Annotated in this window: 24 protein-coding genes and 1 riboswitch; of the genes, 9 read left to right on the plus strand and 15 right to left on the minus strand. The window is 70.0% G+C overall.

Features of this window, described 5'->3' with window-relative positions:
• Window positions 1-11: 11 nt before the first annotated feature.
• Window positions 12-419: a RidA family protein gene (locus tag ACFVQ0_RS16405; RefSeq protein WP_390088494.1), complete on the minus strand. Its 408-nt coding sequence runs from the start codon at window positions 417-419 to the stop codon at window positions 12-14.
• Between the two features lie 55 nt (window positions 420-474).
• On the minus strand, window positions 475-1230 hold the full coding sequence (locus ACFVQ0_RS16410) for a dienelactone hydrolase family protein (RefSeq protein WP_390088496.1): 756 nt from the start codon (window positions 1228-1230) through the stop codon (window positions 475-477).
• A 249-nt stretch (window positions 1231-1479) separates the two neighbouring features.
• Here ACFVQ0_RS16410 and ACFVQ0_RS16415 point away from each other — a divergent pair, with 249 nt between their 5' ends.
• A complete protein-coding gene (locus tag ACFVQ0_RS16415) occupies window positions 1480-2862 on the plus strand; it encodes a serine hydrolase domain-containing protein (protein ID WP_390088498.1) in 1383 nt (460 codons plus the stop codon).
• A 39-nt stretch (window positions 2863-2901) separates the two neighbouring features.
• On the opposite strand, the gene ACFVQ0_RS16420 is transcribed toward ACFVQ0_RS16415, so the two are convergent.
• From ACFVQ0_RS16420 to ACFVQ0_RS16430, 3 genes are read right to left on the minus strand one after another with little or no spacing between them, the layout of a single operon-like run.
• Window positions 2902-4065 carry a winged helix DNA-binding domain-containing protein gene (locus tag ACFVQ0_RS16420; protein WP_390088500.1) on the minus strand — a complete coding sequence of 388 codons (1164 nt, stop codon included), beginning with the start codon at window positions 4063-4065 and terminating at the stop codon, window positions 2902-2904.
• Window positions 4066-4089: 24 nt separating this feature from the next.
• Window positions 4090-4542, minus strand: coding sequence for a GNAT family N-acetyltransferase (locus ACFVQ0_RS16425; protein ID WP_390088502.1), 453 nt, complete (start codon window positions 4540-4542; stop codon window positions 4090-4092).
• A 47-nt stretch (window positions 4543-4589) separates the two neighbouring features.
• Entirely contained in the window at window positions 4590-5048 is a 459-nt protein-coding gene (locus ACFVQ0_RS16430) for a MarR family winged helix-turn-helix transcriptional regulator (RefSeq protein WP_390088504.1), read from the minus strand.
• A 167-nt stretch (window positions 5049-5215) separates the two neighbouring features.
• Here ACFVQ0_RS16430 and ACFVQ0_RS16435 point away from each other — a divergent pair, with 167 nt between their 5' ends.
• A complete protein-coding gene (locus ACFVQ0_RS16435) occupies window positions 5216-6427 on the plus strand; it encodes an MFS transporter (RefSeq protein WP_390088506.1) in 1212 nt (403 codons plus the stop codon).
• Window positions 6428-6521: 94 nt separating this feature from the next.
• On the plus strand, window positions 6522-7151 hold the full coding sequence (locus ACFVQ0_RS16440) for a hypothetical protein (RefSeq protein WP_390088507.1): 630 nt from the start codon (window positions 6522-6524) through the stop codon (window positions 7149-7151).
• 55 nt (window positions 7152-7206) lie between these two features.
• Here ACFVQ0_RS16440 and ACFVQ0_RS16445 read toward each other — a convergent pair whose 3' ends face one another.
• From ACFVQ0_RS16445 to ACFVQ0_RS16470, 6 genes are all read right to left on the minus strand, one after another.
• The gene (locus ACFVQ0_RS16445; RefSeq protein WP_390088509.1) at window positions 7207-8094 is read right to left on the minus strand and encodes a GNAT family N-acetyltransferase; all 888 of its coding nucleotides are present in this window, start codon (window positions 8092-8094) and stop codon (window positions 7207-7209) included.
• A 5-nt stretch (window positions 8095-8099) separates the two neighbouring features.
• Window positions 8100-8627, minus strand: a complete 528-nt coding sequence (locus ACFVQ0_RS16450; RefSeq protein WP_390088511.1) for a DUF2269 domain-containing protein — start codon at window positions 8625-8627, stop codon at window positions 8100-8102.
• A gap of 106 nt (window positions 8628-8733) precedes the next feature.
• On the minus strand, window positions 8734-9213 hold the full coding sequence (locus ACFVQ0_RS16455; protein WP_390088513.1) for an NUDIX domain-containing protein: 480 nt from the start codon (window positions 9211-9213) through the stop codon (window positions 8734-8736).
• Between the two features lie 63 nt (window positions 9214-9276).
• Complete coding sequence (locus ACFVQ0_RS16460; RefSeq protein ID WP_390088515.1) at window positions 9277-10173, minus strand: LysR family transcriptional regulator; 897 nt, start codon at window positions 10171-10173, stop codon at window positions 9277-9279.
• Between the two features lie 217 nt (window positions 10174-10390).
• A complete protein-coding gene (locus tag ACFVQ0_RS16465) occupies window positions 10391-11521 on the minus strand; it encodes a cystathionine gamma-lyase (protein ID WP_390088517.1) in 1131 nt (376 codons plus the stop codon).
• A gap of 67 nt (window positions 11522-11588) precedes the next feature.
• Window positions 11589-11966, minus strand: a complete 378-nt coding sequence (locus ACFVQ0_RS16470; RefSeq protein ID WP_390088519.1) for a phage holin family protein — start codon at window positions 11964-11966, stop codon at window positions 11589-11591.
• A gap of 68 nt (window positions 11967-12034) precedes the next feature.
• Here ACFVQ0_RS16470 and ACFVQ0_RS16475 point away from each other — a divergent pair, with 68 nt between their 5' ends.
• From ACFVQ0_RS16475 to ACFVQ0_RS16490, 4 genes are all read left to right on the plus strand, one after another.
• On the plus strand, window positions 12035-12352 hold the full coding sequence (locus ACFVQ0_RS16475) for a cupin domain-containing protein (RefSeq protein ID WP_073736338.1): 318 nt from the start codon (window positions 12035-12037) through the stop codon (window positions 12350-12352).
• Window positions 12353-12495: 143 nt separating this feature from the next.
• The gene (locus tag ACFVQ0_RS16480) at window positions 12496-12708 is read left to right on the plus strand and encodes a DUF5326 family protein (protein ID WP_311307768.1); all 213 of its coding nucleotides are present in this window, start codon (window positions 12496-12498) and stop codon (window positions 12706-12708) included.
• A 259-nt stretch (window positions 12709-12967) separates the two neighbouring features.
• Window positions 12968-13738 (plus strand): helix-turn-helix domain-containing protein, encoded by a 771-nt coding sequence (locus ACFVQ0_RS16485; RefSeq protein WP_311304394.1) that lies wholly within the window; start codon window positions 12968-12970, stop codon window positions 13736-13738.
• 101 nt (window positions 13739-13839) lie between these two features.
• Window positions 13840-14277, plus strand: coding sequence for an SsgA family sporulation/cell division regulator (locus ACFVQ0_RS16490; protein WP_024489558.1), 438 nt, complete (start codon window positions 13840-13842; stop codon window positions 14275-14277).
• A gap of 82 nt (window positions 14278-14359) precedes the next feature.
• Here ACFVQ0_RS16490 and ACFVQ0_RS16495 read toward each other — a convergent pair whose 3' ends face one another.
• Complete coding sequence (locus ACFVQ0_RS16495; protein ID WP_390088522.1) at window positions 14360-15706, minus strand: YibE/F family protein; 1347 nt, start codon at window positions 15704-15706, stop codon at window positions 14360-14362.
• A gap of 70 nt (window positions 15707-15776) precedes the next feature.
• Window positions 15777-15910: riboswitch (TPP riboswitch) on the plus strand.
• On the opposite strand from ACFVQ0_RS16495, the gene thiC reads away from it, so the two are divergent.
• A complete protein-coding gene (thiC, locus tag ACFVQ0_RS16500; protein WP_390088524.1) occupies window positions 15903-17714 on the plus strand; it encodes a phosphomethylpyrimidine synthase ThiC in 1812 nt (603 codons plus the stop codon). Its footprint overlaps the riboswitch before it by 8 nt.
• An 88-nt stretch (window positions 17715-17802) precedes the next feature.
• Here the strand turns inward: thiC and ACFVQ0_RS16505 are convergent, their stop codons facing one another.
• The 3 genes from ACFVQ0_RS16505 to ACFVQ0_RS16515 all read right to left on the minus strand — a co-directional run bounded on the left by ACFVQ0_RS16505 (window position 17803) and on the right by ACFVQ0_RS16515 (window position 21154).
• Window positions 17803-18627 carry a hypothetical protein gene (locus ACFVQ0_RS16505; protein WP_390088526.1) on the minus strand — a complete coding sequence of 275 codons (825 nt, stop codon included), beginning with the start codon at window positions 18625-18627 and terminating at the stop codon, window positions 17803-17805.
• 182 nt (window positions 18628-18809) lie between these two features.
• Window positions 18810-19868, minus strand: a complete 1059-nt coding sequence (locus ACFVQ0_RS16510; RefSeq protein WP_390088528.1) for a metallophosphoesterase — start codon at window positions 19866-19868, stop codon at window positions 18810-18812.
• A gap of 173 nt (window positions 19869-20041) precedes the next feature.
• Complete coding sequence (locus ACFVQ0_RS16515) at window positions 20042-21154, minus strand: LacI family DNA-binding transcriptional regulator (RefSeq protein WP_073736343.1); 1113 nt, start codon at window positions 21152-21154, stop codon at window positions 20042-20044.
• 371 nt (window positions 21155-21525) lie between these two features.
• Here ACFVQ0_RS16515 and hisC point away from each other — a divergent pair, with 371 nt between their 5' ends.
• On the plus strand, window positions 21526-22605 hold the full coding sequence (gene hisC / locus ACFVQ0_RS16520; protein WP_390088531.1) for a histidinol-phosphate transaminase: 1080 nt from the start codon (window positions 21526-21528) through the stop codon (window positions 22603-22605).
• Window positions 22606-22814: the final 209 nt, after the last annotated feature.

A 22814-nucleotide genomic window follows, 5' to 3' on the forward strand; every position in this document is an offset into this window, starting at 1 on the left:
GAACCGAGGGCTCAGTCGATCACGGCGGCGACGGCTTCGATCTCGACGAGCTGGTCGTGGTAGCCGAGCACGGTGACACCCATCAAGGTGCTGGGGACGTCATGGTCGGCGAACGAGTCGCGGACCACCTGCCAGGCGGTCACCAGGTCCTCCTGGCGGGCTGACGCGACGAGTACGCGGGTGCTGATCACGTCCTGGAGTGACGCGCCCGCGGCGGCGAGAGCTGTCCGCATGTTCTCGATGGCCTTCGCCGCCTGGCCCGCGTAGTCCCCGATCGCCGCCGTGGAGCCGTCATCGTTCAGCGGACACGAACCGGCGAGGAAGATCAGGCGGGCCTCGGCGGGTGCTGTGGCCGCGTAGGCGTACTCGGCGACGTCGGAGAGGGAGTCGGAGCGGATCAGAGTGATGGCACGAGCCATGGTTGCGGGTTCCTTTCCCGGTCGGTGCGGCGGGACGGACGCCCCGCCTGCCGTGTCATGCCGCCGGCTGGCCGGCCGCCATGGCCTGCTCCCCCAGCGGCAGGCATTCGGCGAGCAGGTCGAGGACGTCGCGCCAGGCTCGCCCCGCGTGGAGCGGATGGTGGCCGACGCCGGGGAGCACGGTGTGGTCGACCGTCGGATGGTGGAAGGCGTGCAGGGCTCCGCCGTAGACGACGAGGCGCCAGTCGACGCCCGCAGCCCGCATCTCGTCGGTGAACGCGTCGCGTTGGGCGGACGACATGATGGGGTCCTCCGAGCCGACGCCGGCCCATACCGGGCAGTGAATGCGTGCCGTCTCGTCCGGCAGGCCCGTGTTGAGTCCGTTGACCGTCCCGATCGCGCGGAGGTCGACTCCGTCACGTCCGAGTTCCAGCGCGATGATGCCTCCGGTGCCGTAGCCGATGGCGGCGATCCGGTCGGGATCGGTCCGTGGTTCGGCGCGCAGCACGTCCAGCGCCGCGTGCCCGATGTCCCGCATCCGGTCGGGGGCGGCGAGCAGTGGGGTCACGTGCGCCAGCATCTGCTGGGGGTCTTCGAGGCAGCGTCCGCCGTTGATGTCGAAGGCCAGTGCCACGTATCCCAGCTCGGCCAGGGCGTCTGCACGGCGGCGCTGGACATCGGTCAGGCCGAGGCCCTCGGGCCCGAGCAGGACCGCGGGCGCGCGGCCGGTGCCGGCCGGGAGCGAGAGGTGTCCGATCATCGTCAGCCCGTCGGCCGGGTACTCGACCGTGCGCGTGGTAACCGTCGTCATGTGACTGGACTGTAGTGATCGCCGGGCCCGGACGGGCGGGACTTCACCCTCGGCGGAACACCGCCGGATGCCGCCTCGCGGCAGGCCTCAAAGGTGTGGGCGGCCCTCCTGGCCCGGGCCGGGGTCCGGCTCCTGGCACGGCCGGGTCCGCTCCGGGCCCGGGCCCGTTCTGCTTCGGGCCCGGGAATGAGGTGGCACCGGGGCAGGCCGGGGCGGTAGTTGTTGACGATGACCACTCCCGCTGAACCGATGACCGCTCCTGCTGAACAGCTGCTTCCGGCTACGCAGCGCGCCCTGCTGCACCGCATCGCCACCGCCCAGTCCGACGGGCGCGCGCCTTCCGTCGTCGCCGCTGTCCGGCGGCAGGGGCAGACCGTCTGGAACGGCGCCCGCTCCTGCGTCGACGGCCATGCTCCCGATGACGACACGCAGTTCAGAATCGGATCCCTCACCAAGACGTTCACCGCCGTGCTGGTCCTTCGGCTGCGTGACGAGGGACTGCTGGATCTGGCCGATCCGCTGGAGAAGCACCTGCCCGGAACGGGGCTGGGCGAGGTCACCATTCATCAGCTGCTGGGCCACAGCGCCGGGCTCGGCGCGGAGGCGCCCGCGCCGTGGTGGGAACGGACCCCGGGCAGTCTGCGGCCCGAGCTCGCGGATGTGCTGGGTGAGCAGACCCGGATGCACCCGCCCGGCCGTCGTCACCACTACTCCAACCCCGGTTACACCATGCTCGGAGCGCTGATCGAAGCCGTGCGCGGGGCGTCCTGGGCGCAGGTCCTGAAGCGTGAACTCCTGGAACCGCTGGGCATGCACCGCACGAGTCCCGGTCCGGAGGCACCCCATGCCGGTGGCTGGGCCGTCCACCCGTGGGCGGACGCCATGCTGCCCGAGCCGGCCGAGGACCTCGGACTGATGGCTCCGGCCGGCCAGCTCTGGTCCACCACCGCCGATCTTCTCCGGTTCGCCGCCTTCCTCGCCGAGGGAGACGACCGGGTGCTCTGCGCCGCCTCCGTGGCGGAGATGAAGGCGCCGTCCGCACCCCCCGAGCAGGGGGACTGGGAGGGGAATTACGGTCTGGGGCTCCAGGTGATCCACAGAAAGGGCCGCACGCTCGTCGGGCACACCGGCTCGCTCCCCGGATTCCTGGCCACCCTGTGGATCTGCGCCGAGGAGGACGTGGCGGCGGTGGTGTTCGCCAACGCCACCTCCGGGCCGCCGATCGGTGAGGTCGCCGCCGAGCTCGTGGACATCGTCGCGGAGGCCGAGCCCCGCATCCCGGAGCCCTGGCGCCCCCTGCCCGAGGTGGACGCGGAGCTGCTCGCGCTGACCGGCCCCTGGTACTGGGGTACGCGTGCCAACATCCTGCGCCTGAACGCCGATCGCGGAGTGGAACTGCGAGGCCTCCGCGGAGACGGCCGCGGCGCTCGGTTCACCGCCCGGCCGGACGGCACCTGGATCGGGCTGGACGGCTATTACGCGGGGGAGACGCTGCGGATCGTCCGGAACGACGACGGCAGCGTGAACCATCTGGACCTGGGCTCGTTCGTCTTCACACGCGAGCCGTACGACCCCGCAGCGGCCGTTCCGGGCGGAGTGGATGAGAACGGGTGGCGTGGCCTGGGAAGTTGACGGCTCTGTTTCACGTGAAACAGAACTCCGGACGGGTGGTCAGGCGGTCAACTCCCTTTCCAGCGGAGTGCGGAAGCGCGGTGTGATCCGTGCTTCCCCCACCCAGCCCGCCAGCCGGGATGCCTCTTGCTCGATCGCCGAGACGGCATCCCGGCCGGTGTCGGACAGGAGCCGCCACACCGGTTCGCCGTCGGCGCGCTGTGCCCAGCCTCCGACGATGCGCCCGTCCCACCACACCGTGGGGCCGATGTTGCCGGAGTGGTCGAAGAGGGCCGCCCGGTGCTCGGCGGGGAGGTGGAAGCCGCGGTCGGCCCAGCCCATCGCGCTCGGGTCGAGCGCGGGCAGCAGCGCCGCCCAGGGCTCCGGAGCCGGTTCGGGCCCGGTGTCTCCGGGGGCGACCCAGGCGGTCGAGCCGTCGTCGAGCCGTACTTCCTCGGCTCCGACGGCTGCCAGCGCCTTGCGGACCTGGCTGAGCCCCCAGCCCGTCCACCACTTGAGGTCGGCCTCGGAGGCGGGGCCGTAGGAGCGGAGCCAGTGCAGGGCCAGCTCTGCCTGCGCCTCTGCGGTTGCCGGAGCCGGTCGCGGCTCGGACGCCGTCCAGCGGAACTGGCTGGACGTCCAGGATCCCCGGGGCCGGTCCCGGCGGATCCGGCCCTCGGCGGCCATGATGCGGATGACCCGGGTCGTCACGCCCTGCACCGCTTCGTACTTCTTGCCGGGGAAGACCGTGATCTTCGTGCGCAGGGCGGGTACGGCGGCGGAGAGCTCGCTGCCCGTGGCTGTCCCACGGGCGGTCAGGGCCGCCAGGGTGGCCTGCTCCGTGGCTTCGAGCCAGCGCTCGTCCAGGCCCTGGCCGTCCTCCGCCAGGTGCTTCAGCAAGGTCCGGCGCTCCTTAGCCGCGACCGCGCGGGCGTTCGTCGCCTCGATGCGCGGGGCCAGCGCTTCCGGCACGACGAAGAGCGTGTTGCGCATGGAGAGGAGCCGGACCAGCGAGACGTCCTCGTACAGGGCCTTTTCCACCGCGGCGACGTCCGGAGTGCGGAGCCGGGCGCACACGGACAGGAAGACGGTGGCCGCGTCGGTGGCGTGCAGCGCCACGAGGGCGTCGGCGACGGCCACTGGGGAGCCGGTCCGCGTGGCGGGCGTCAGGAGATGGCGCCCGGCCAGCCTGATGCGGCGCTGTTCGTCGCTGATGCGGTGCATCGTCACCTCGAATGCCGGGTGCGGTCAGAGAGCGAGCTTGAAGCCCACATGGCTGGCGACGAAGCCGAGCCGTTCGTAGAAGCGGTGCGCGTCGGTCCGGCTCGCATCCGATGTCAGCTGGACCAGCCGGCACTCCTGGCGCCGGGATTCGTCCACCGCCCACCGCATCAGCAGGGTGCCGAGTCCACTCCCGCGTTCGTCCTGGTGGACGCGGACGCCCTCGACGACGGAACGCGTGGAGCCGCGCCGGGAAAGGCCGGGGATCACCGTCAGCTGGAGGGTGCCGACGATCCGGCCCGCGCGCACGGCGACCATCAGGTGCTGGTTCGGGTCCCCGGCCAGCCGCCGGAAGGCCGCCAGATAGGGCGTGAGGTCGTCCGGCGACTCGCGTTCGGCGCCCAGCGGATCGTCGGCCAGCATGGCCACGATCTCGGGGAGGTCGTCGATGCCCGCCGCGCGTATGTCCAGATCGCTCATGATCAGCAGCCTACGCAGTGGCCTTCGGCCGTGCGGCGGCAATCGGCCTACACGGGGACCTTCAGCTCCTCGACCGCCCGCACGAGCGGCATCAGCTCGGGGTCCTTGGCGGCCTCGTCGAGAGCGGCGCGCAGAGCGGTGTCATTGGTCGGCCTGGCCTCGGCGAGCAGGGTGAGACCGGCCTCGGTGACATCGGTGTAGATGCCCCTGCGGTCGGTGTCGCAGAGGTACCGGGTCAGCAGACCGCGGTCCTCAAGGCGGGTGACCAGGCGAGTGGTGGCGCTCTGGCTGAGCACGACGGCGTCGGCCACCTGCTTCATCTGCAGGTGCCCGCCCGGTCCGCTGTGCTGTCGGCTCAACACGTCCAGCAGCGAGTACTCCCGCACGCTGAGGTCATGCCGGCTCTGCAGGGCACGCTCGATATGGGCCTCGATCTTCCCGTGGAGCAGGGAGAGCGCGCACCAGCCCTGGGAGAGGGCGGTCAGTGCCGGGTCCGTCGCGGTCATGGGTCTCTCTCCTCCGTGCTGGAACTGCTTGCCTAGCTGCCTACCTACCCTGCGTACCTACAGGATAGGCGACCCACGCAATAGCCCGCGTTTGCAATTAGTCGGCGTCTGCAATTATTGTGAACGCTCGTAAGGCGCAGGCGCAATCTCCAGGGAAGGGGTCACCCATGCCGCTCGCGCTCCTCGCTCTCGCCATCGGGGCATTCGGTATCGGAACCACCGAGTTCGTGATCATGGGGCTGCTCCCCGAGGTGGCCGCGGACTTCCAGGTCTCCATCCCGACCTCCGGATACCTCGTCTCGGGCTACGCGATGGGGGTTGTCCTCGGCGCCCCGCTGATGTCCGTGCTCGGTACCCGGATCACCCGTAAACGCATGCTGATGATCCTCATGGGGCTGTTCGTCATCGGCAACGTGGTCTCCGCGACCGCCCCCGTCTTCGGTGTCATGCTCGCCGGCCGGGTGATCGCCTCGCTCGCCCACGGAGCCTTCTTCGGCATCGGATCGGTCGTGGCGGCCGGTCTGGTCGCCCCGCACAAGAAGGCCGGTGCCATCGCCATGATGTTCACCGGACTCACCGTCGCCAACGTCGTCGGCGTCCCGCTGGGCACCTACATCGGGCAGACCGCGGGCTGGCGCACCACGTTCTTCCTCGTCGCCGCCCTCGGAGTGATCGGCCTGCTCGGCGTCGCCAAGCTCGTTCCCGAGCAGCCCAGGACCGAAGGCGTCCGGCTGCGCCACGAGCTCGCCGCCTTCCGCAACGTGCAGGTACTCCTCGCCATGGCGATGACGGTGCTGGGCTTCGGCGGTGTCTTCGCCGCGATCACCTACATCACGCCGATGATGACCGACATCGCCGGCTACTCGGCCTCGTCCGTCACCTGGCTGCTGGTCCTGTTCGGCCTCGGCATGGTCGGCGGCAACCTGCTCGGCGGCAAATTCGCCGACCGCCACCTGATGCCCCTGCTGTACGTGTCGCTGAGCGCCCTCACCGTGGTCCTGGCGCTGTTCACCCTGACCGCCCACAACAAGATCGCGGCAGCCGTCACCCTCGTCCTGATCGGCGGCCTCGGGTTCGCGACCGTGCCCCCGCTCCAGAAGAGGGTGCTCGACCAGGCGGCCGGTGCTCCAACCCTCGCCTCCGCCGTGAACATCGGCGCCTTCAACCTCGGCAACGCGTTGTCGTCGTGGATCGGTGGCATCGTCATCGCCGCCGGTCTCGGCTACACCGCGCCCAACTGGGTCGGCGCCGTCCTGGCCGCCTCCGCGCTGGTCCTGGCCTTCGTCTCCAGCACCCTGGAGCGCCGCACAACGACCCGGAGCCGGACCGTCACCGCCCACCTTCCGGAACCGGCCGCCGTACCCGCGGCCCGGCGCTGACCCGGTTCCCTGCGGACGTACAAGGTCTCATCTGCCCTGAGAGCCAAGGTAATTCAGTGGTGCCGGCTCCCGCGCGGCTGAAGAATCTCCGCACATGGGAGCTGACATCCACGGGTTCGTCGAGTGCCGGTCGCGGTGGTCGGATCCGGAAGACGTGTGGTCCGGGGCCGTCGATCTCGATCTGCTGTATCTGGGGCGGGACTACGACGCGTTCGGCTGCCTGTTCGGGGTGCGCAACTATGCGGGCTTCGCTCCGCTCGCAGCGGAGCGCGGCCTTCCCGAGCTGCTGTCAGACGCGGTACGCGCGGAGTTCGACGCATGGGGCGACACGGCGCACAGCGCCAGCTGGATCGGCTGGGACGAGCTGAAGTCCGTCGACTGGGACGAACCGGCCGAGACGACGGACCGGCGCATCCACGAGTACGAAGAGGTGGACGGCGCCTGGGCGCTCGTCTCCAAGGCCGCCTGGAGTCCACGGTTCGCCGCGGTGGCCGGGCTGCCGGTCGATCCCGCGGCGGGTGCGGCAGCCGGTTACGGCGGGGCGGAGTGGCCGGAAGGCACGGAGTGGCGGGACGGCGGACGCCGCTACCGGGTGGAGCGGATGCTCCGGCGCGACGCGGTGCCGGCGGAGGGCGAGTGGAAGCCGGTGTGGTCCGTGATGGAAACCCTCGCCGCCGTACACGGAGACGAGAACGTCCGGCTCACTGTCTGGTTCGACAGCTGACCCGGTGGGAGCGGTGCCCCGGACCGGAGATCCGGTCCGGGGCAGCGGCCCGGTGTCAGCCGGTCGCCACGCTCAACGGTGCGAAGCACTGCGTCCGGTCCCCCGGCTGCGGGTCCCCGAGGCTCATCACCGTGGTCTCGGAACCGGGCTGAAGGCCGCGTTCACCGAGCCAGTCCAGGAGCTCCTGGTGACGGGCGTCGATGTCGGCACGGAGCGGCCGCTCGGTCGCCCCGGCCAGCGAGGCCACGAGCAGTTTCGCCGCGGCGGTGTCCCGGGCGATCAGCGGGCCGACGACATGGCTGCCCGCGCTCGGCCAGAGCGCCGCGTAACCGATCAGCTCACCGTCGTCCTCCGCCACCCGCAGATGGTCGGCGAAGGCGGGGAGGCGGGTCAGGAGGTGTGTCCGGTCGAGCCCGAAGGCGTCCGCGTCCAGCCGGAGCATGGCCTGGAGATCCCCGGCAGAGGCGGGGCGGACCGTGCGTCCCGGCCGGGCCGTCGCGTCCGGACCGCCGGTGCCGGTGGCCGGCCGGAAATGCCCGCTCACGCGCTGGGCGCTGCCCACCGCGGTGAACCCGAGCTTCTCGTAGAGCGGCCGGCCCGCGGCTGTCGCGTAGAGGCTGAGCGGGACTCCGCCGGTCGTGCCGATCGTCTTGTCCATCAGGTACCGGGCGACTCCCTGCCCGGCGTAACGTTCGGCGACCAGCATCATGCCGATGGCGGCCATGCGGGGGCCGTAGGAGGTCACCACACAGGTGGCCATCAGGCCCTTGCCGTCCGGATCGTCGATACCGAGAGCGGTTCCCGCCGTCAGGAGCAGCCCCCAGCGGTGCTCGTCACGCGGCCAGCCGCGGTCCTCGCTGAGGTCGGCGCAGGGGACCAGATCGTCCCGGGTGAGGCGCCGGACGGGCAGACCGGCGAGCGGGCGGGGCAGTGAGCTGGGCATGAGGGTCAGGCTGTCCGACGCGATGATCGCGCGTCCACCGCTTTAACGGAACTGGCCGAGATCCGCAGCCTCCGGCCGCGCCGGGTCGGGCCCCACGGCTTCAGTACCGAGACGGCCGTGATGAAGAGATAGGTCGCCGTGGCCACCGACGGAGCGACCACCAGGTTGATGTCGGCCCTGCCGAGCTCCGCTGCCTCGTTGATGCCGGGGCGCAGGGAGAGGACGGACAGCGCCGTCGTGATCAGGGTGAGCCAGAACTTCGTCCAGACCCAGCGGTGGAGCGCCAGCCCCCACGGGGTGCGGAGCGACAGGACCAGACCGCTGATCAGGGAGAGCAGTGCGACCGGTATGACGAGCCAGTCGCTGAAGATCTTCATGGCGAGGGTGGCGGCCCGTGCGGTGGCCGGGTCCCCGGTCGAGAAGGCGGCGATGGCCAGCGTCAGCAGACCGGCGGTGAGTCCGAGCCAGCTGACGGATACCGCGACGTGTGCGACAAGGAGGCTTCTGCGGGGGCGCCGCTTGAGTGGTTTCACGTGAAACACGGTGCCGGGGGCCGCCCGGCCGGTCATCTGCCCAGGGGAGTATCCGCCCGTACCTGCCTCGGCGTAGCCGGCCGCGGGAGCCTCCGCCCGGCCCCGGTCAGCCGAGGTCGGTCGCGTGCATCGCCCGGACGCCCTCGATGTTGCCGTCCAGGTAATGCCGCAGCGACAGGGGTACGAGGTGCACGGCCGCGATGCCGACCCGGCTGAACGGCACCCGGACGACGTCGTACTCCCCGCAGGGGGCGTCGATCTCGGGTCCGTGGCGCAGGGAGAGGTCCATCGAGTCGAGCCGGCAGACGAAGAAGTGCTGGACCTTGACGCCCTTCACCCCGCTGCCCTCGATGTGTTCCACGGTGTCGACGAAACAGGGGACCACATCGGTGACCTTGGCGCCGAGCTCTTCGTCCACCTCGCGGTGCAGGGCGTCGACCACGGTCGCGTCCTCGGGCTCGACCCCGCCGCCCGGCGTGATCCAGTAGGGGTCGACCCCCGGCTTGGTGCGCTTGATCAGGATGAGGTCGTTGCCGTCGAGCAGGATGGCGCGTGCGGTGCGCTTGACCACGGGGCGTTCGGTCATGGCAAGAGAGTGGCCCGCTGGACCCCTTCTGAAACACCTGAGGGCTGCCGGACCGCCCAGCGGTCACCAGTCGGCTGCGGCGCGCAGCAGCCACTCGTGCGCGCGAGCGAGATGCGGCAGCGCGAGCGTGCCGGTCCGTGCGGCGAGGAAGTAGGTGCGCAGCGGCGGTACCGGAGGGTCGAGGAGCGCCACCACCTCGCCCCGTTCCAGCGCGCCCTCGCAGAGGTAGCGGGGCAGGACGGCCAGCCCGGCGCCCGCTGCTGTGCATTCGAGGACGGCCCGGAGATCCGGTGCGATGACGGTCCCGGCGGCTGCGGGCCGGGTGTCGAAGACCGCGGCCCAGTACTGGGAGACGAGCGGCAGGCTCTCGTGCACCTCCACGACCGGCAGCTGTTCCAGTACCACCGGGCCGTTTCGCCGCAAGGTCCCCGGGCCGAGCCGGCCGGCCCAGCGGGGCGCGGCGATCAGCACGTGCTCCTCGTCGCAGAGCGGCGTCGCGGTGAGCAGCCCGCCGCGCGGGCGGGCCGTCACGATGGCCAGGTCGTGGTGTCCGGCGGCCAGGCCCTCCAGCGTCTCGTCGGTGTCCGCGGAGAACGAGCTGCGCAGGGCGAGGCCCTGGGCGATCAGTGGGGTGAGCGCGGGCAGTGCCCGTAGCGAGGTGAATTCCGGCGGACCCGCCAGATGAAGTGTCCGGACGCCCGACTCCTCGTCCAACTCCGTCTCGGCGATCTCCACCAGCGCGTCCAGGTGGGGAGCGGCCCGGTGCGCGAGCTCGTCCCCGATCGTGGTGGGGGTCACGCCGCGGGCCCGGCGCAGGAAGAGGGGGCGCCCCAGCTGCCGCTCCAGGGTGCGTATCTGCGAGGTCACCGCGGGCTGGGAGAGGCCGAGGAGAGCGGCGGCCCGGGTGAAGGAACCGGCCCGGTGCACGGTGACGAACGTGCGTAGCAGGGCCAGGTCCATGTCCCGTCCCCTCCCACCGCTGCGACGTGTCGGGCTCCGACAACCATAAATATGTCGATAGGCCGCTGTCGCTACTGTGATTGGACACTGACTCAGAGTCAACTAGCCTTGTCGTGGCGGTGCTTCGCGTGGGAACGCGGAGGGCCGGGACGGTCCGAGCCACGAGGGGGGAGGCTCGGGCCGTCCGTACCGCACCGGCTGCCGCCGGTGCGGCCGCTCAGCTTCCGTCGACCGCCTCGGCCAGCGCCCGTTCCACGTCGGCCAGCAGGTCCGCCGGGTTCTCGGCGCCCACCGAGAAGCGGATGAAGCCCTCCGGCACCGCGTCGCCGCCCCAGCGGGCCCGCCGCTCGGCGGTGGAGCGCACCCCGCCGAAGCTGGTCGCGTCCTCGACCAGCCGGAGCGCGGAGAGGAAACGCTCGGCGGTCTCCCGGTCGGCCAGCACGAACGAGACCACGGAGCCGAAGCGCCGCATCTGTCGCACGGCCTTCTGGTGCGAGGGGTCGGTGGGCAGCCCGGGGTAGCGCAGCCCGGTCACCTCCGGGTGCTTGGTGAGCGCCTCGGCCAGCGCGAGGGCGTTCGCGCACTGGCGCTCGATCCGCAGTTCCAGGGTGGCCAGCGAGCGATGTGCGAGCCAGGCCTCCATCGGCCCCGGGATCGCGCCGGCCACCTTGCGCCAGCGCCGCACCCCGGCCGCCAGCTCGGGGTCGAGACAGGCCACGTGGCCGAGCAGGATGTCGCCGTGCCCGGTCATGCCCTTGGTGTCGCTGGCCACCGAGAAGTCCGCGCCCAGCTCCAGCGGCCGCTGGCCGAGCGGGGTGGCGAGCGTGTTGTCCACGGCCACCAGCGTCCCGCCCGCGTGCGCGGCCTCCACGAGCCGTCGCACGTCACAGACGTCGAGCCCTGGGTTGGACGGGGTCTCGATCCACAGGAGCCTGGCGCCCTCCAGGGCGGCCAGCTGGCCATCGCCGCCGGTCGGGGCGGTCCGCACCTCGACCCCGTACGCCTCCAGCTGCGCCCGTACCAAGGGGAGTGCCTGGTAACCGTCCTCGGGCAGCACGATCACGTCACCGCTGCGCGCCTGGGACAGCAGTACGGCAGAGACCGCGGCCATTCCGGAGGCGAAGACCGTGGTCTCGACGCTCTCCCCCGGCGCTTCGAGCTCACCTATGGCCCGTTCCAGATGGGTCCAGGTCGGGTTGGAGTCGCGGCCGTAGGTGTACGGGCCGGTCGGCTCGCCGGAGAGGTGGAAGTGCGCGGCGAACACCGGACCGGGGAGAGTCGGTTCGTACTGCTGCGGTTCCGGCAGGCCGGCCCGTACCGCGCGGGTTCCGTCGCCCATGCTGCTCATACTGCGTCCTCACTTCTCTCCCCGGTCCGTCACCGGTACTGACTGCACTGTTCCAGGTGGGCGCGGATCAGTCCTCGTCGGGCAGGACCACGTTCAGCGCCCAGGACACGATCGAGATGATCAGCCCGCCGAGGACGGCGGTCCAGAAGCCGTGGACGTGGAAGCTCAGATTGAACTGGCCGGCCAGCCAGGAGGTGAGCATCAGCATCAGCGCGTTCACGACCAGGGTGAACAGCCCCAGCGTGAGGAGGAAGAGCGGCAGGGTGAGCAGCTTCAAGATCGGCTTTACACAGAAGTTGACCAGACCGAAGATCAGAGCGACCACGATCAGGGTCAGGACCTTGCGGCCGGTGTTTCCGCCGGTCAGCGTGATGTCCTGGAGCAGCCAGATGGCCACTGCCAGCGCACCCGCGTTGGCGATCGTCTTGACTACGAAATTCTTCATGTGTCTGATCGTGGCAGACATGATCGGTGGCGGACACCGGCTGGGCAGAGGCAAGGGACGGGCAGGCCATGAAGGCATTCAGACTGGACGAACTGGAGGCGGAGCGGGCCGCCAACGACGGCGCGTATCTGCAGTTCGTCCGTGAACGGAACATGTCTGTCGGCCTGTACGCGCTGAACGCCGGTGAGCTCGATCCGCAGCAGCCGCACAAGCAGGACGAGGTCTACCTGGTCGTCAGCGGGCGTGCGTCGATCACCGTGGGCATGGAAACCACGCAGGTGGGCAGAGGAAGTGTCGTGTATGTACCTGCCGGCACGGCTCACAAGTTCCACCACATCACCGAGGACCTGCGGGTGATGGTGGTCTTCTCGCCGCCCGAGGGCTGAGGGGGCCGGGGGACGGGGCGGTCTCTCGGGGATCCCTAAGGGTTCGATCAGGGGAGTTCAAGGGATGCGAGGCCCCCGCCGACCACCCCTGCCCCTCTAGCATCGAAGCAGGAACTCACAGAGACGAGGTAGGACAGATGGCCGTGCGGGAGATATTCGCGGGAATGCCCTGGTGGGTGAAGTGGATCGCGGTGCCCGTCATCGCGATCGTCGTGTTCGGTGGTCTGATCGCCAGCGTGGTCGGCTTCGTCGTCTGGCTGCTCTTCAAGATCCTGATCTTCGTGGTGCTGGTCGGCGGGATCGTCTTCCTCGTACGGAAGTTCATGTCGTCCTCGTCCTCGCGCGGCGACTGGTAGGCGGTCGGCGGACGACCGGTGGCCGCACCACCGGTCGCACGGTTAGCCCAGGTGAGCTAAGCGGAAGACGAAACCGCAACCCTTCCGGACGCGGCGGATACAGTGGAAATCCGCTGCCGCCGCCTGGGAGAGCACTGTCAGTCACCACCTGACCAGTGGTGGGCAGGCATCCGGCCTCCGGACCCGAACCTGCGGCAGACATGTGGGGGCGGCCTCCACAGGCGGGCTGACCGCCCGTCACCATGCCTGGGGGTGACCGTTGACCACGGCATCGAGTACCGCTGTGCCGACGTTGATCGGATCGGTGCAGCGGGCGCTGAGACTGCTGGAGGCCGTGGGCGCCCATCGCGACGGGGCGCCGGCCAAACAGCTCGCGCGTGAGGCGGGACTCCCGCTGCCCACCGCCTACCACCTGCTGCGCACCCTCACCCACGAGGGATATCTGCGCCGGGAGAACGGCGTCTTCCTCTTCGGTGCGGCAGCCGAGCGGCTGGTGGGCGACGGAGCTCTGCAGAACCGGCGCAGCCGGATGACCCAGTCCCTGGACCGCTGGCGGGACATCATCGGGGCCCCGGTGTACTGCGCCGTCTACCGCGACGGCGAGATCGAGCTCGTCGCGGTCGCCGACACCCCGGCCACGCCCGCGGTGGACGAGTGGGCCGCCTTCCAGGAGACCGGGCACGCCCACGCGATCGGCCAGTGCCTGCTGAGCCAGCTCGACGAGAAGGCCCGCGAGGACCACCTGGACCGGCATCCGGTGCGTCCGCTGACCCGGTACTCCGTGCGCGACCGCGCGGCACTTCTTGAGCGGCTGCGATCCCTGGAGCGGACGGAACCCGTCATCGAGCGGCAGGAATACGCCCTTGGGACGGTCTGCGCGGCCATCCCGATCGCGGCCGGTTTCACGGCTGCGGCGATGGCCATTTCCGTACCTCTCGACCAGGAAGAACGGTTGCTCCCCGCAGTCGAACGACTACGTGGCGAAGTGGCCAGCCTCTTGCGTTCGTTCGTGTTCTCTATCAGTATCTGAAAAATCACTCCTTGTGATCTGCTATCGCGTGCACCACGATGGCGTCAATAGGGCCATGGGGGATCATTCCTGGCCAGATTCATCTACTGCGGGGTTGAACGATGCGCGAGTCGGTTCAAGCTGAGGTCATGATGAGCTTCCTCGTCTCCGAGGAGCTCTCATTCCGTATCCCGGTGGAGCTCCGGTACGAAGTGTGCGATCCGTACGCGATCCGGATGACCTTCCATCTCCCCGGCGATGCCCCGGTCACCTGGGCTTTTGGCCGCGAGCTGCTGCTCGACGGCCTCAACAGCCCAAGTGGCGACGGGGACGTACACATCGGGCCGACCGAGCCCGAAGGACTGTGCGACGTCCACATCCGGCTCCAGGTGGGGGCGGACCGCGCTCTCTTCAGGGCGGGTACGGCACCCCTTGTGGCGTTTCTCGACCGGACGGACAAGCTCGTCCCGCTCGGCCAGGAGTGCACGCTGGGTGACTTCGAGGGCAATCTGGAAGAGGCATTGGGGCGAATTCTGGCCGAGGAGCAGAACGCGGGCTGACGGGTTCCGCCTTATCGGGGCCCGGGTGCCGGTCGAACACCACACCTGCCGAACGGGTGAATCACTCTCCGTGAGTGACCGCTCAGGCCTTCGCCCGTCGCCGTCGTCCTCTGCCACTCCGTACGGGTGCCGAAGCCCCGGCTTCCGCGCCGACCCCCGTACGGTCCGCGGAGACGACCAGCGCCGCGAGCGCGGTGGTCACCGGCACCGAGGCGACCAGCCCGATCGAGCCGACCAGTGTCCGCACGATCTCCTCCGCCACCAGCTCGCTGTTGGCCACCGTGCCCACGCTGCTCTGGGCGATCGAGAACAGCAGCAGCAACGGCAGCGCCGCGCCCGCATAGGCGAGCACCAGGGTGTTGACCACCGAGGCGATGTGATCCCTTCCGATTCTGATACCTGCCCGGTAAAGCTGCTTCGCACTCATCGTCGGGTCCGCCTGATGCAGTTCCCAGACGGCCGATGTCTGGGTGACCGTCACATCGTCGAGCACCCCCAGGGAGCCGATGATGACGCCGGCCAGAAGCAGACCGCTCATGTCGATGTGCGGATACAGGCCGTGGATGAGGCCGGTGCTGTCGTCGGTGTTCCCGCTCAGGCTCGCCCAGCCGATGAAGAGCGAGCCGAGCAGCCCGATCAGCAGGAGCGAGATCAGGGTGCCGACGACGGCGACCGAGGTGCGAGCGGTCAGCCCGTGACAGATGTAGAGGGCGATCAGCATGATGGCGCTGGCTCCGACCACCGCCACGAGCAGCGGATTCGAGCCCTGCAGGATGGCCGGGAGGATGAACAGGGTCAGCACGGCGAACGACAGGGCGAGCGCCACCAGTGCCATGACTCCGCGGAGTCGGCCCACGACGACCACCGCCACGGCGAAGATCCCGGCCAGCAGCGCCATGGGGAACTTCCGGTTCACGTCCGTCACGGAGTACTGGAGGTCATGGGGCGCGTCGGGGGCGTACGCGACCACCACTTCCTGCCCCTTCCGCAGCTGTCGCGGTGCGCCGGGCTGGACCACCTCGATGAAGGTGCGCCCCTTGTCCTTGCCGCTCGTGACCTCGACCGCGGCCTTCTCGCAGAGTGCGGTCCCGCCGCCGGTCGCCGGGTCCTTCGCCGGCGGGGTCTCGCCATCGACGGGCAGCTGGGCCGCGTTCACGTCCTTGCAGTCGACCTTGTCGACGTTCACCACCTTCGCCTGCTGGGTCTGCCGGTCGAAGCCGACACCGGTTCGTTCGTGCGCCGGCGCACCACCGGGCCAGAGCACCACGAGCCCGACGGCGACCGCGGCCGCGAACGGGATCAGTACGGCGGCGATCACCTTGCGCAGGTGCTTGGACACGGGTGCGGCGGGGCCGTGCGCGTGGCTGTGGGCGTGGGCGTGGTTGTGCTGAGGGGACGGCTGCTCGGGAACGCTATGGGGGGACGTCACCGGCCGATCATCGCAAGACGAGCGGGGCCCACTGTTCAGCACACCCGTCAGGGCGTTAGCGTGGTGGCACCTTTGCACACGCGGGAGCTCGGAGCACCGGGCTGAGAGGGCGCTGATCTCCGTACATCCGTACGGGACAAGCTGCGCCGACCGCCGAACCTGTTACCGGGTAATGCCGGCGTAGGGAGTAGGTCTCATGACCACAGCGGATGCACGCATGCCTGCCTCCAGTCAGAACGACGAGGGCGGTCGGAGCGACAAGACCGGTCCGAGCGACAAGGCCAGTAAGTCCATCGGGTGGCACAAGGGGTACGTCCAGGGCTCGCGCCCGGACCTCCGGGTGCCGGTCCGTCAGGTGCACCTCACCAACGGCAAGGACGTGACGCTGTACGACACGTCGGGGCCGTACACCGATCCCGCCATCGACACCGATGTCCGCCGCGGACTCGCGCCGCTGCGGGAGAACTGGATCATCGCCCGCGGTGACACCGAGGAGTACGCCGGCCGCGCCGCGCGTCCCGAGGACGACGGGCTCAAGCACACCTCGCCGCGCGGCGGGCTGCGCAATCTGGACGCGGTCTTCCCCGGCCGCCCGCGCCAGCCGCGGCGCAGCCGGGACGGGCGCCCGGTGACCCAGCTCGGGTACGCCCGGCGCGGCGAGATCACCCCGGAGATGGAGTACGTGGCGATCCGGGAGAACGTCACGCCCGAGGTGGTGCGCGAGGAGATCGCCGCGGGCCGGGCCGTGCTGCCGGCCAACGTCAACCACCCGGAGATCGAGCCGATGATCATCGGTAAGCGGTTCCTGGTGAAGGTGAACGCCAACATCGGCAACTCCGCGGTGACGTCCTCCATCGAGGAGGAGGTGGACAAGATGACCTGGGCGACCAAGTGGGGCGCCGACACGGTCATGGACCTTTCCACCGGCCGCAACATCCACACCACCCGTGAGTGGGTACTTCGCAACTCCCCGGTGCCGATCGGCACCGTGCCCCTCTACCAGGCACTCGAAAAGGTCGACGGCAGGGCGGAGGAGCTGACCTGGGAGATCTACAAGGACACCGTCATCGAGCAGGCCGAGCAGGGCGTCGACTACATGACGGTCCACGCCGGCGTACGCCTCCCGTACGTGCCGCTGACGGCCCGTCGCAAGACCGGCATCGTCTCCCGGGGCGGCTCGATCATGGCCGCCTGGTGCCTCGCGCACCACAAGGAGTCGTTCCTGTACGAGCACTTCGAGGAGCTCTGCGCGATTCTCGCCTCCTACGACGTGACGTACTCGCTGGGCGACGGGCTGCGCCCGGGGTCGATCGCGGACGCCAACGACGAGGCGCAGTTCGCCGAACTGCGCACGCTCGGCGAACTGAACACCGTCGCCAAGCGGTTCGGCGTCCAGACGATGATCGAGGGTCCGGGGCACGTCCCGATGCACAAGATCAAGGAGAACATCGACCTCCAGCAGGAGATCTGCGAGGAGGCGCCGTTCTACACCCTCGGCCCGCTGACCACCGATGTCGCTCCGGCGTACGACCACATCACCTCGGGCATCGGCGCCGCGATGATCGCCTGGTGGGGGACGGCGATGCTCTGCTACGTCACGCCCAAGGAGCACCTGGGCCTGCCCAACCGGGACGACGTGAAGACGGGCGTCATCACCTACAGGATCGCGGCCCATGCGGCGGACCTCGCCAAGGGGCACCCGGGGGCGCAGGAGTGGGACGACGCGCTGTCGGACGCCCGCTTCGAGTTCCGGTGGGAGGACCAGTTCAATCTGGCGCTCGACCCGGACACGGCGCGGGAGTTCCATGACGAGACGCTGCCGGCCGAGCCGGCGAAGACGGCGCACTTCTGCTCGATGTGCGGTCCGAAGTTCTGCTCGATGAAGATCTCGCACGACATCCGGCGTGAGCACGGCGGTTCGCAGGCGGAGATCGAGGCGGGCATGGCGGAGAAGTCCAAGGAGTTCGCGGCCGCGGGCAACCGGGTCTACCTGCCGATCGCGGACTGAGGCAGGGCGCGTCGTACCGGCGGGCGCGTCGTACCGGCAGGCTCGCGCCGGGTGGTACGACGCGCCCGCGCTCCCCCCTCGGACCCGGTCAGTCCATTTCGTGTTCCGGTCCGCCGAAATCGGGGCTGGTGAAGTCCGGGCTGGTGAAGGTCGGCCGGGGCGCGGCGGCTGGGCCGTCGTCCGGGCTGGAGAAATCCGGCCTGCTGTAGCCGATCTTCGGGATGCGGTTGGCCGAGGGGTACGGGGTACGGGCCGCGGGAGCGGCGCCCGGGTCGGCCAGCGCGTCCCGCAGGAACGGCAGGATGCCGCGTTCCAGCAGCGCGTGCCGCCAGGCCTCCCTGGCCCTCGCCACGTCCTCGGGCAGTTCCTCGCCGGGATCGTCGGCGGCCAGCGACGTGGAGCCGTTGCGGAGCGCGGCGACGAGCAGGCCGACGGCGGCGATCAGGATGGCGGCGGCGGTGAGCGCCACGAAGACCCAGCCGACGCTCACCATGGTCCCCGCGAAGGACGGCGGTGGGCTGAGCATCTTCAGGATGTAGCCGACCAGCAGGAAGATCACTGCGGCCGTGCCCGCCAGCACCGGGGCCAGCACGGTGACGACAGCTCCGAGGCCGGCCCCCGATCCGTCGGGCCCGTCGGTGCCGATGAGGCCGACGGCGTCCTGACCGGGGTCGGCCGTGGCGGCCCGCAGCTCCTCGCGGGCCTTGACGTAGTGCTCGTACTCGGTGGCGGCCGTGGCGGTGATCAGAGCGGTGGCGGCCATCGCCATGGTGCGCAGCTGGACCGGGTTGAGCCGTTCGCCGACTGCGGCCAGATCTGGTCGTTCATGGGCGTGACGCAGCGCGTCGTCGAGGATCCGCTCGTACTCGGGGCGGTCCTCGGTCAGCAGGTGCGGAGCGCTGTTCATGTGCATCCCCCGATGCTCCGTAGGGCCTGTGTGCCCGATTCAACCGGGCAGTCGGGCGGAAACGGAGGAGAGCCTGCTACTGGTACGCCGATGGTAGAGCGCCCACGGCACAGGGTGACAGGGGGTTTCCGGAAATAGGCCCAGTGGTCGGCACGGTCAGGTCGTTGATGCGTCTTCCCCGAAGAGCGTCAGTCATGCAGGGGGAGTTGGACGACCAGTAGCCTTCCGGCCATGGTCACTCCGCCGTCCATGGCGATGGCGAGCCCGTCCGCGTACACGTGCGGGCCGTCCACCAGAGGTCCGGCACTGTCCTCGCCGTCCTCGGAACCGACCTCGCCGAGCAGATACGGAATGGGGCTGTGGCCGTGCACGACGCGCCGGCCGCCGTAGGCCGCCATCAGCTGCTGGACGGCCTGCGGGCCCGATTCGTCGCGGAAGGCGAAGCGCTTGGTGAGCTTGCGGAAGAGGTCCCAGCACTCGTCGGCGTCGTTGCGCGTCAGGATGGCGTGCACCGTGTCGTTGACGTCCTCGATGGTGGTGCCGTAGTCGAGGTAGGCCGTGGTGTCCGAGTGCATCAGCAGATGCCCGTCCTCCTCGACGACCGCGTCGAGCCGGGACATCCACTGGAGGTGGACGTCCTGGAGCCGCTCCATGTCGCTCTTCTGGCCGCCGTTGAGCAGCCAGGCGGCCTGGAAGGTGGCGGTGCCCGCGCCCGAGTTCACCGGGGTGTCGGCGAACCGCTTGGCGCCGAGGAGCAGCAGCTCGTGGTTGCCCATCAGGGCCTTGCAGTAGCCGCCGGCGGCCGCGGCCTCCGCGGACAGCCGCATCACGAGGTCGATGACGCCGATGCCGTCGGGCCCCCGGTCGGTGAAGTCACCGAGGAACCAGAGCCGTGCGTTGCCCGCGGACCAGTTGCCGTCACCGTCGATCAGGCCCTGTTCGGTGAGGGCGGCGTACAGCTCGTCCAGATAGCCGTGGACGTCACCGACCACGTACAGCGGCCCGAGCTCCGGATCCTGGGCGGGCCGCGGTTCGGGAACGGCCCGCACCTGGACGGTGGCCTCGCGGGTGATCACCGGAAGGTCGCGCGCGGTGGGGGTGTACCCCTCCGGCGCCTCGCCCTCAGGGAAGGCGTTGCCCGGGTGCGGAGACGCCGGCGGTGCCGGGGACTGCGCATAGGGCGGTACGCGGAAGTCGCGCAACGTCGCCGTCCGCACCGCTGGTTCCTGACCGGCCCCCTGTGTCATCGACCCCTCCACCACCGTCGCGCCGCCGTACACCTGACGGGCCCTGCTGGTCGGGGCGGTCCGCGGTGTCGTCCGCCCATCATAGGAATGCGAATCGTGCTCTGTGACGCACCAGGGGTGGTGAATCCGAACGCACGCCGGGTTCGTTGGTCGATTGATCCCAATTGGTCTGATCAATCCCCTGCCGGAGAGCGCGGCGCGCTGACCGTGGTGCGGGGCGGACGGCGTTGGGAGGAGGTCCGGACGATGAGTTCCGTCGGTATCACCTGCTCCACCGGGCCGTCGTGCTCGACGCCTTCGATGGCGTCGATGAGCAGCTGCACGACCGCCGTACCGATCCTGCGCGGTTTGAGCGAGAGGGTGGTGATGGGCGGTTCGGTCGTCGCGTAGACGGTGGACTCGCTGCAGCAGACCAGCAGCAGGTCCTCAGGGACGCGCAGACCGTACCGGCGGGCCGCCGCGAGCAGATCGGTGCCGTTGGGGTCGAAGAGCCCGTAGACGGCGTCAGGGCGGTCCGGACGGGCCAGCAGGCGGTCGGCGGCCACCGCGCCCGCGCACGGGTCGTGGGCGGGATAGGACTCGTACACCGGGTCCTGGCCGACCCGCTCGCACCAGTGGAGGTACGCGGTGGTGGACAGCCGGGTGTACGTGTCCGTGGTGGTGCCGGTGAGCAGCCCGATACGGCGGGCCCCTGCGGCGGCGAGATGGTCGAGGAGGTCGAGCACGGCGGCCCGGTGGTCGTTGTCCACCCAGGCGGTGACCGGGAGGGTCCCGGCCGGCCGGCCGTCGGAGACGACGGGCAGCCCCTGGCGGACGAGTTCGGTGACGACCGGGTCCTGGTCGGAGGGGTCGATGACGACGGTGCCGTCGAGGGCGACGTTCGACCAGACGTCGTGGCGTGAGGTGGCGGGCAGGATGACGAGGGCGTAGCCGCGGGCCAGCGCGGCGGAGGTGGCCGCTCTGGCCATCTCCGCGAAGTACGCGAATTCGGTGAAGGTGAAGGGTTCGTCCCCGTAGGTCGTCACGGTCAGGCCGATCAGGCCGGACTTGCCGGTACGGAGGGTTCGGGCCGCGGCGGAAGGGCGGTAGCCCAGGCGCTCGGCGACCTCGCGGACATGGCGGCGGGTGGCGTCCGGGAGCCTGCCCTTGCCGTTGAGCGCGTCGGAGACGGTCGTGATGGAGACTCCGGCGGCGGCGGCCACATCCCGGATGCCTGCTCGTCCCCGCCTGCCGCCGCGCCGGGGGGTCTCCGTCCGGCTCACCTGGTGCTTCCCTGCTGCTGTCATGGCGAGCCGATAGTAGGGCTCGCACGGGCAGTTGGTCCGATCGCATATGCACGCGTTGACAGTCACGTTTCTGCATGATCATTTAATGCCAATGCCCTTGGTAACCAAGGGTGTTATCGGTCAGGACCATCATGTGTCGGGTGTCGGACCGGATGGGCCTGTCGTAGGTGTGATGTCTCGAAGAGGTCTCAACTCACCTCTTCGGGGGACGCGCGCCACGGAGTGAGCCACCGGCGCGCGCCAGGGGGAGGAGCGCTCCCCCTCATTCCGGGGCCCACCGGACGAATCCCCGGTCCTGCCATTCGCAGCGGCGCCCAATCCTCATAAGGTGAGCAGTATTGATGTGTACGGACGGTCGAGGAGGACCCGCGGTGAGCGAGACGAGCCCCAAGTTGCGTGCCGAGCTGGACGGCGTTCCCGCCTATGTGCCGGGCAAGCCGGCCGCGGCGGACGGACCGGCCGCGTTCAAGCTGTCCTCCAACGAGAACCCGTATCCGCCGCTGCCGGGGGTGATGGAGTCCGCGATGGCAGCCGCCGCCCACTTCAACCGCTACCCGGACCTGGCCTGCACCGGCCTGATGAACGAGCTGTCCGACCGTTTCGGTGTGCCGGTCTCGCACCTGGCCACCGGCACCGGCTCCGTCGGTGTGGCGCAGCAGCTGCTCCAGGCCACCTCGGGTCCGGGCGACGAGGTCATCTACGCCTGGCGCTCCTTCGAGGCGTACCCGATCATCACCCAGGTCAGCGGCGCGACGTCGGTGAAGGTGCCGCTGACCAGCGGTGAGGTGCACGATCTGGACGCGATGGCGGACGCGATCACGGACCGGACCCGGATGATCCTCGTCTGCAACCCGAACAACCCGACCGGCACCGTGGTGCGCAGGGCCGAGCTGCAGCGCTTCCTGGACCGGGTGCCGGGCGATGTGCTCGTCGTGCTGGACGAGGCGTACAAGGAGTTCATTCGCGACGCGGACGTGCCGGACGGCATCGAGATCTACCGGGACCGGCCCAATGTGGCGGTGCTGCGGACGTTCTCCAAGGCCTACGGGCTGGCGGGGCTGCGGGTCGGCTTCGCGGTGGCCCACGAGCCGGTGGCGGCCGCGCTGCGCAAGACGGCGGTGCCGTTCGGCGTGAGCCAGCTCGCCCAGGACGCGGCGGTTGCCTCGCTGCGTGCCGAGGACGAACTCCTGGGCCGGGTGGGCTCTTTGGTGTGCGAGCGGGAGCGGGTGCACAAGGCGTTGGTGGGGCAGGGGTGGACGGTGCCGGAGTCCCAGGCGAACTTCGTCTGGCTGCGGCTGGGGGACCGTACCGTCGACTTCGCCGCGGTCTGCGAGAAGGCCGGTGTGGTGGTCCGGCCGTTCGCGGGCGAGGGAGTGCGGGTCACGATCGGTGAGGACGAGGCGAACGACCTGTTCCTGAAGGTGGCGGAGGCGTACCGCAAGGAGCTGTAGCCCACCGGGGAAGTCCAGCCCGGGGAAGTCCAGCCCCCCGGGAAGTGCAGCCCCCGGGACCAGCCTGTCGGGCCCCGTATCTCGTGCGCGAGGTGCGGGGCCCGTTCGCGTGTCCGGGGCGCGGGGAGTGGCATTCGGGCCGGAGCGGGCGTGTCCGCTTCGAGGGGAATGGCCGCTGGTGCCCGAAGGGGGTACCCCCCCCGAAGATC

The organism is Streptomyces sp. NPDC057900, from assembly GCF_042887885.1.
GTDB lineage: Bacteria > Actinomycetota > Actinomycetes > Streptomycetales > Streptomycetaceae > Streptomyces.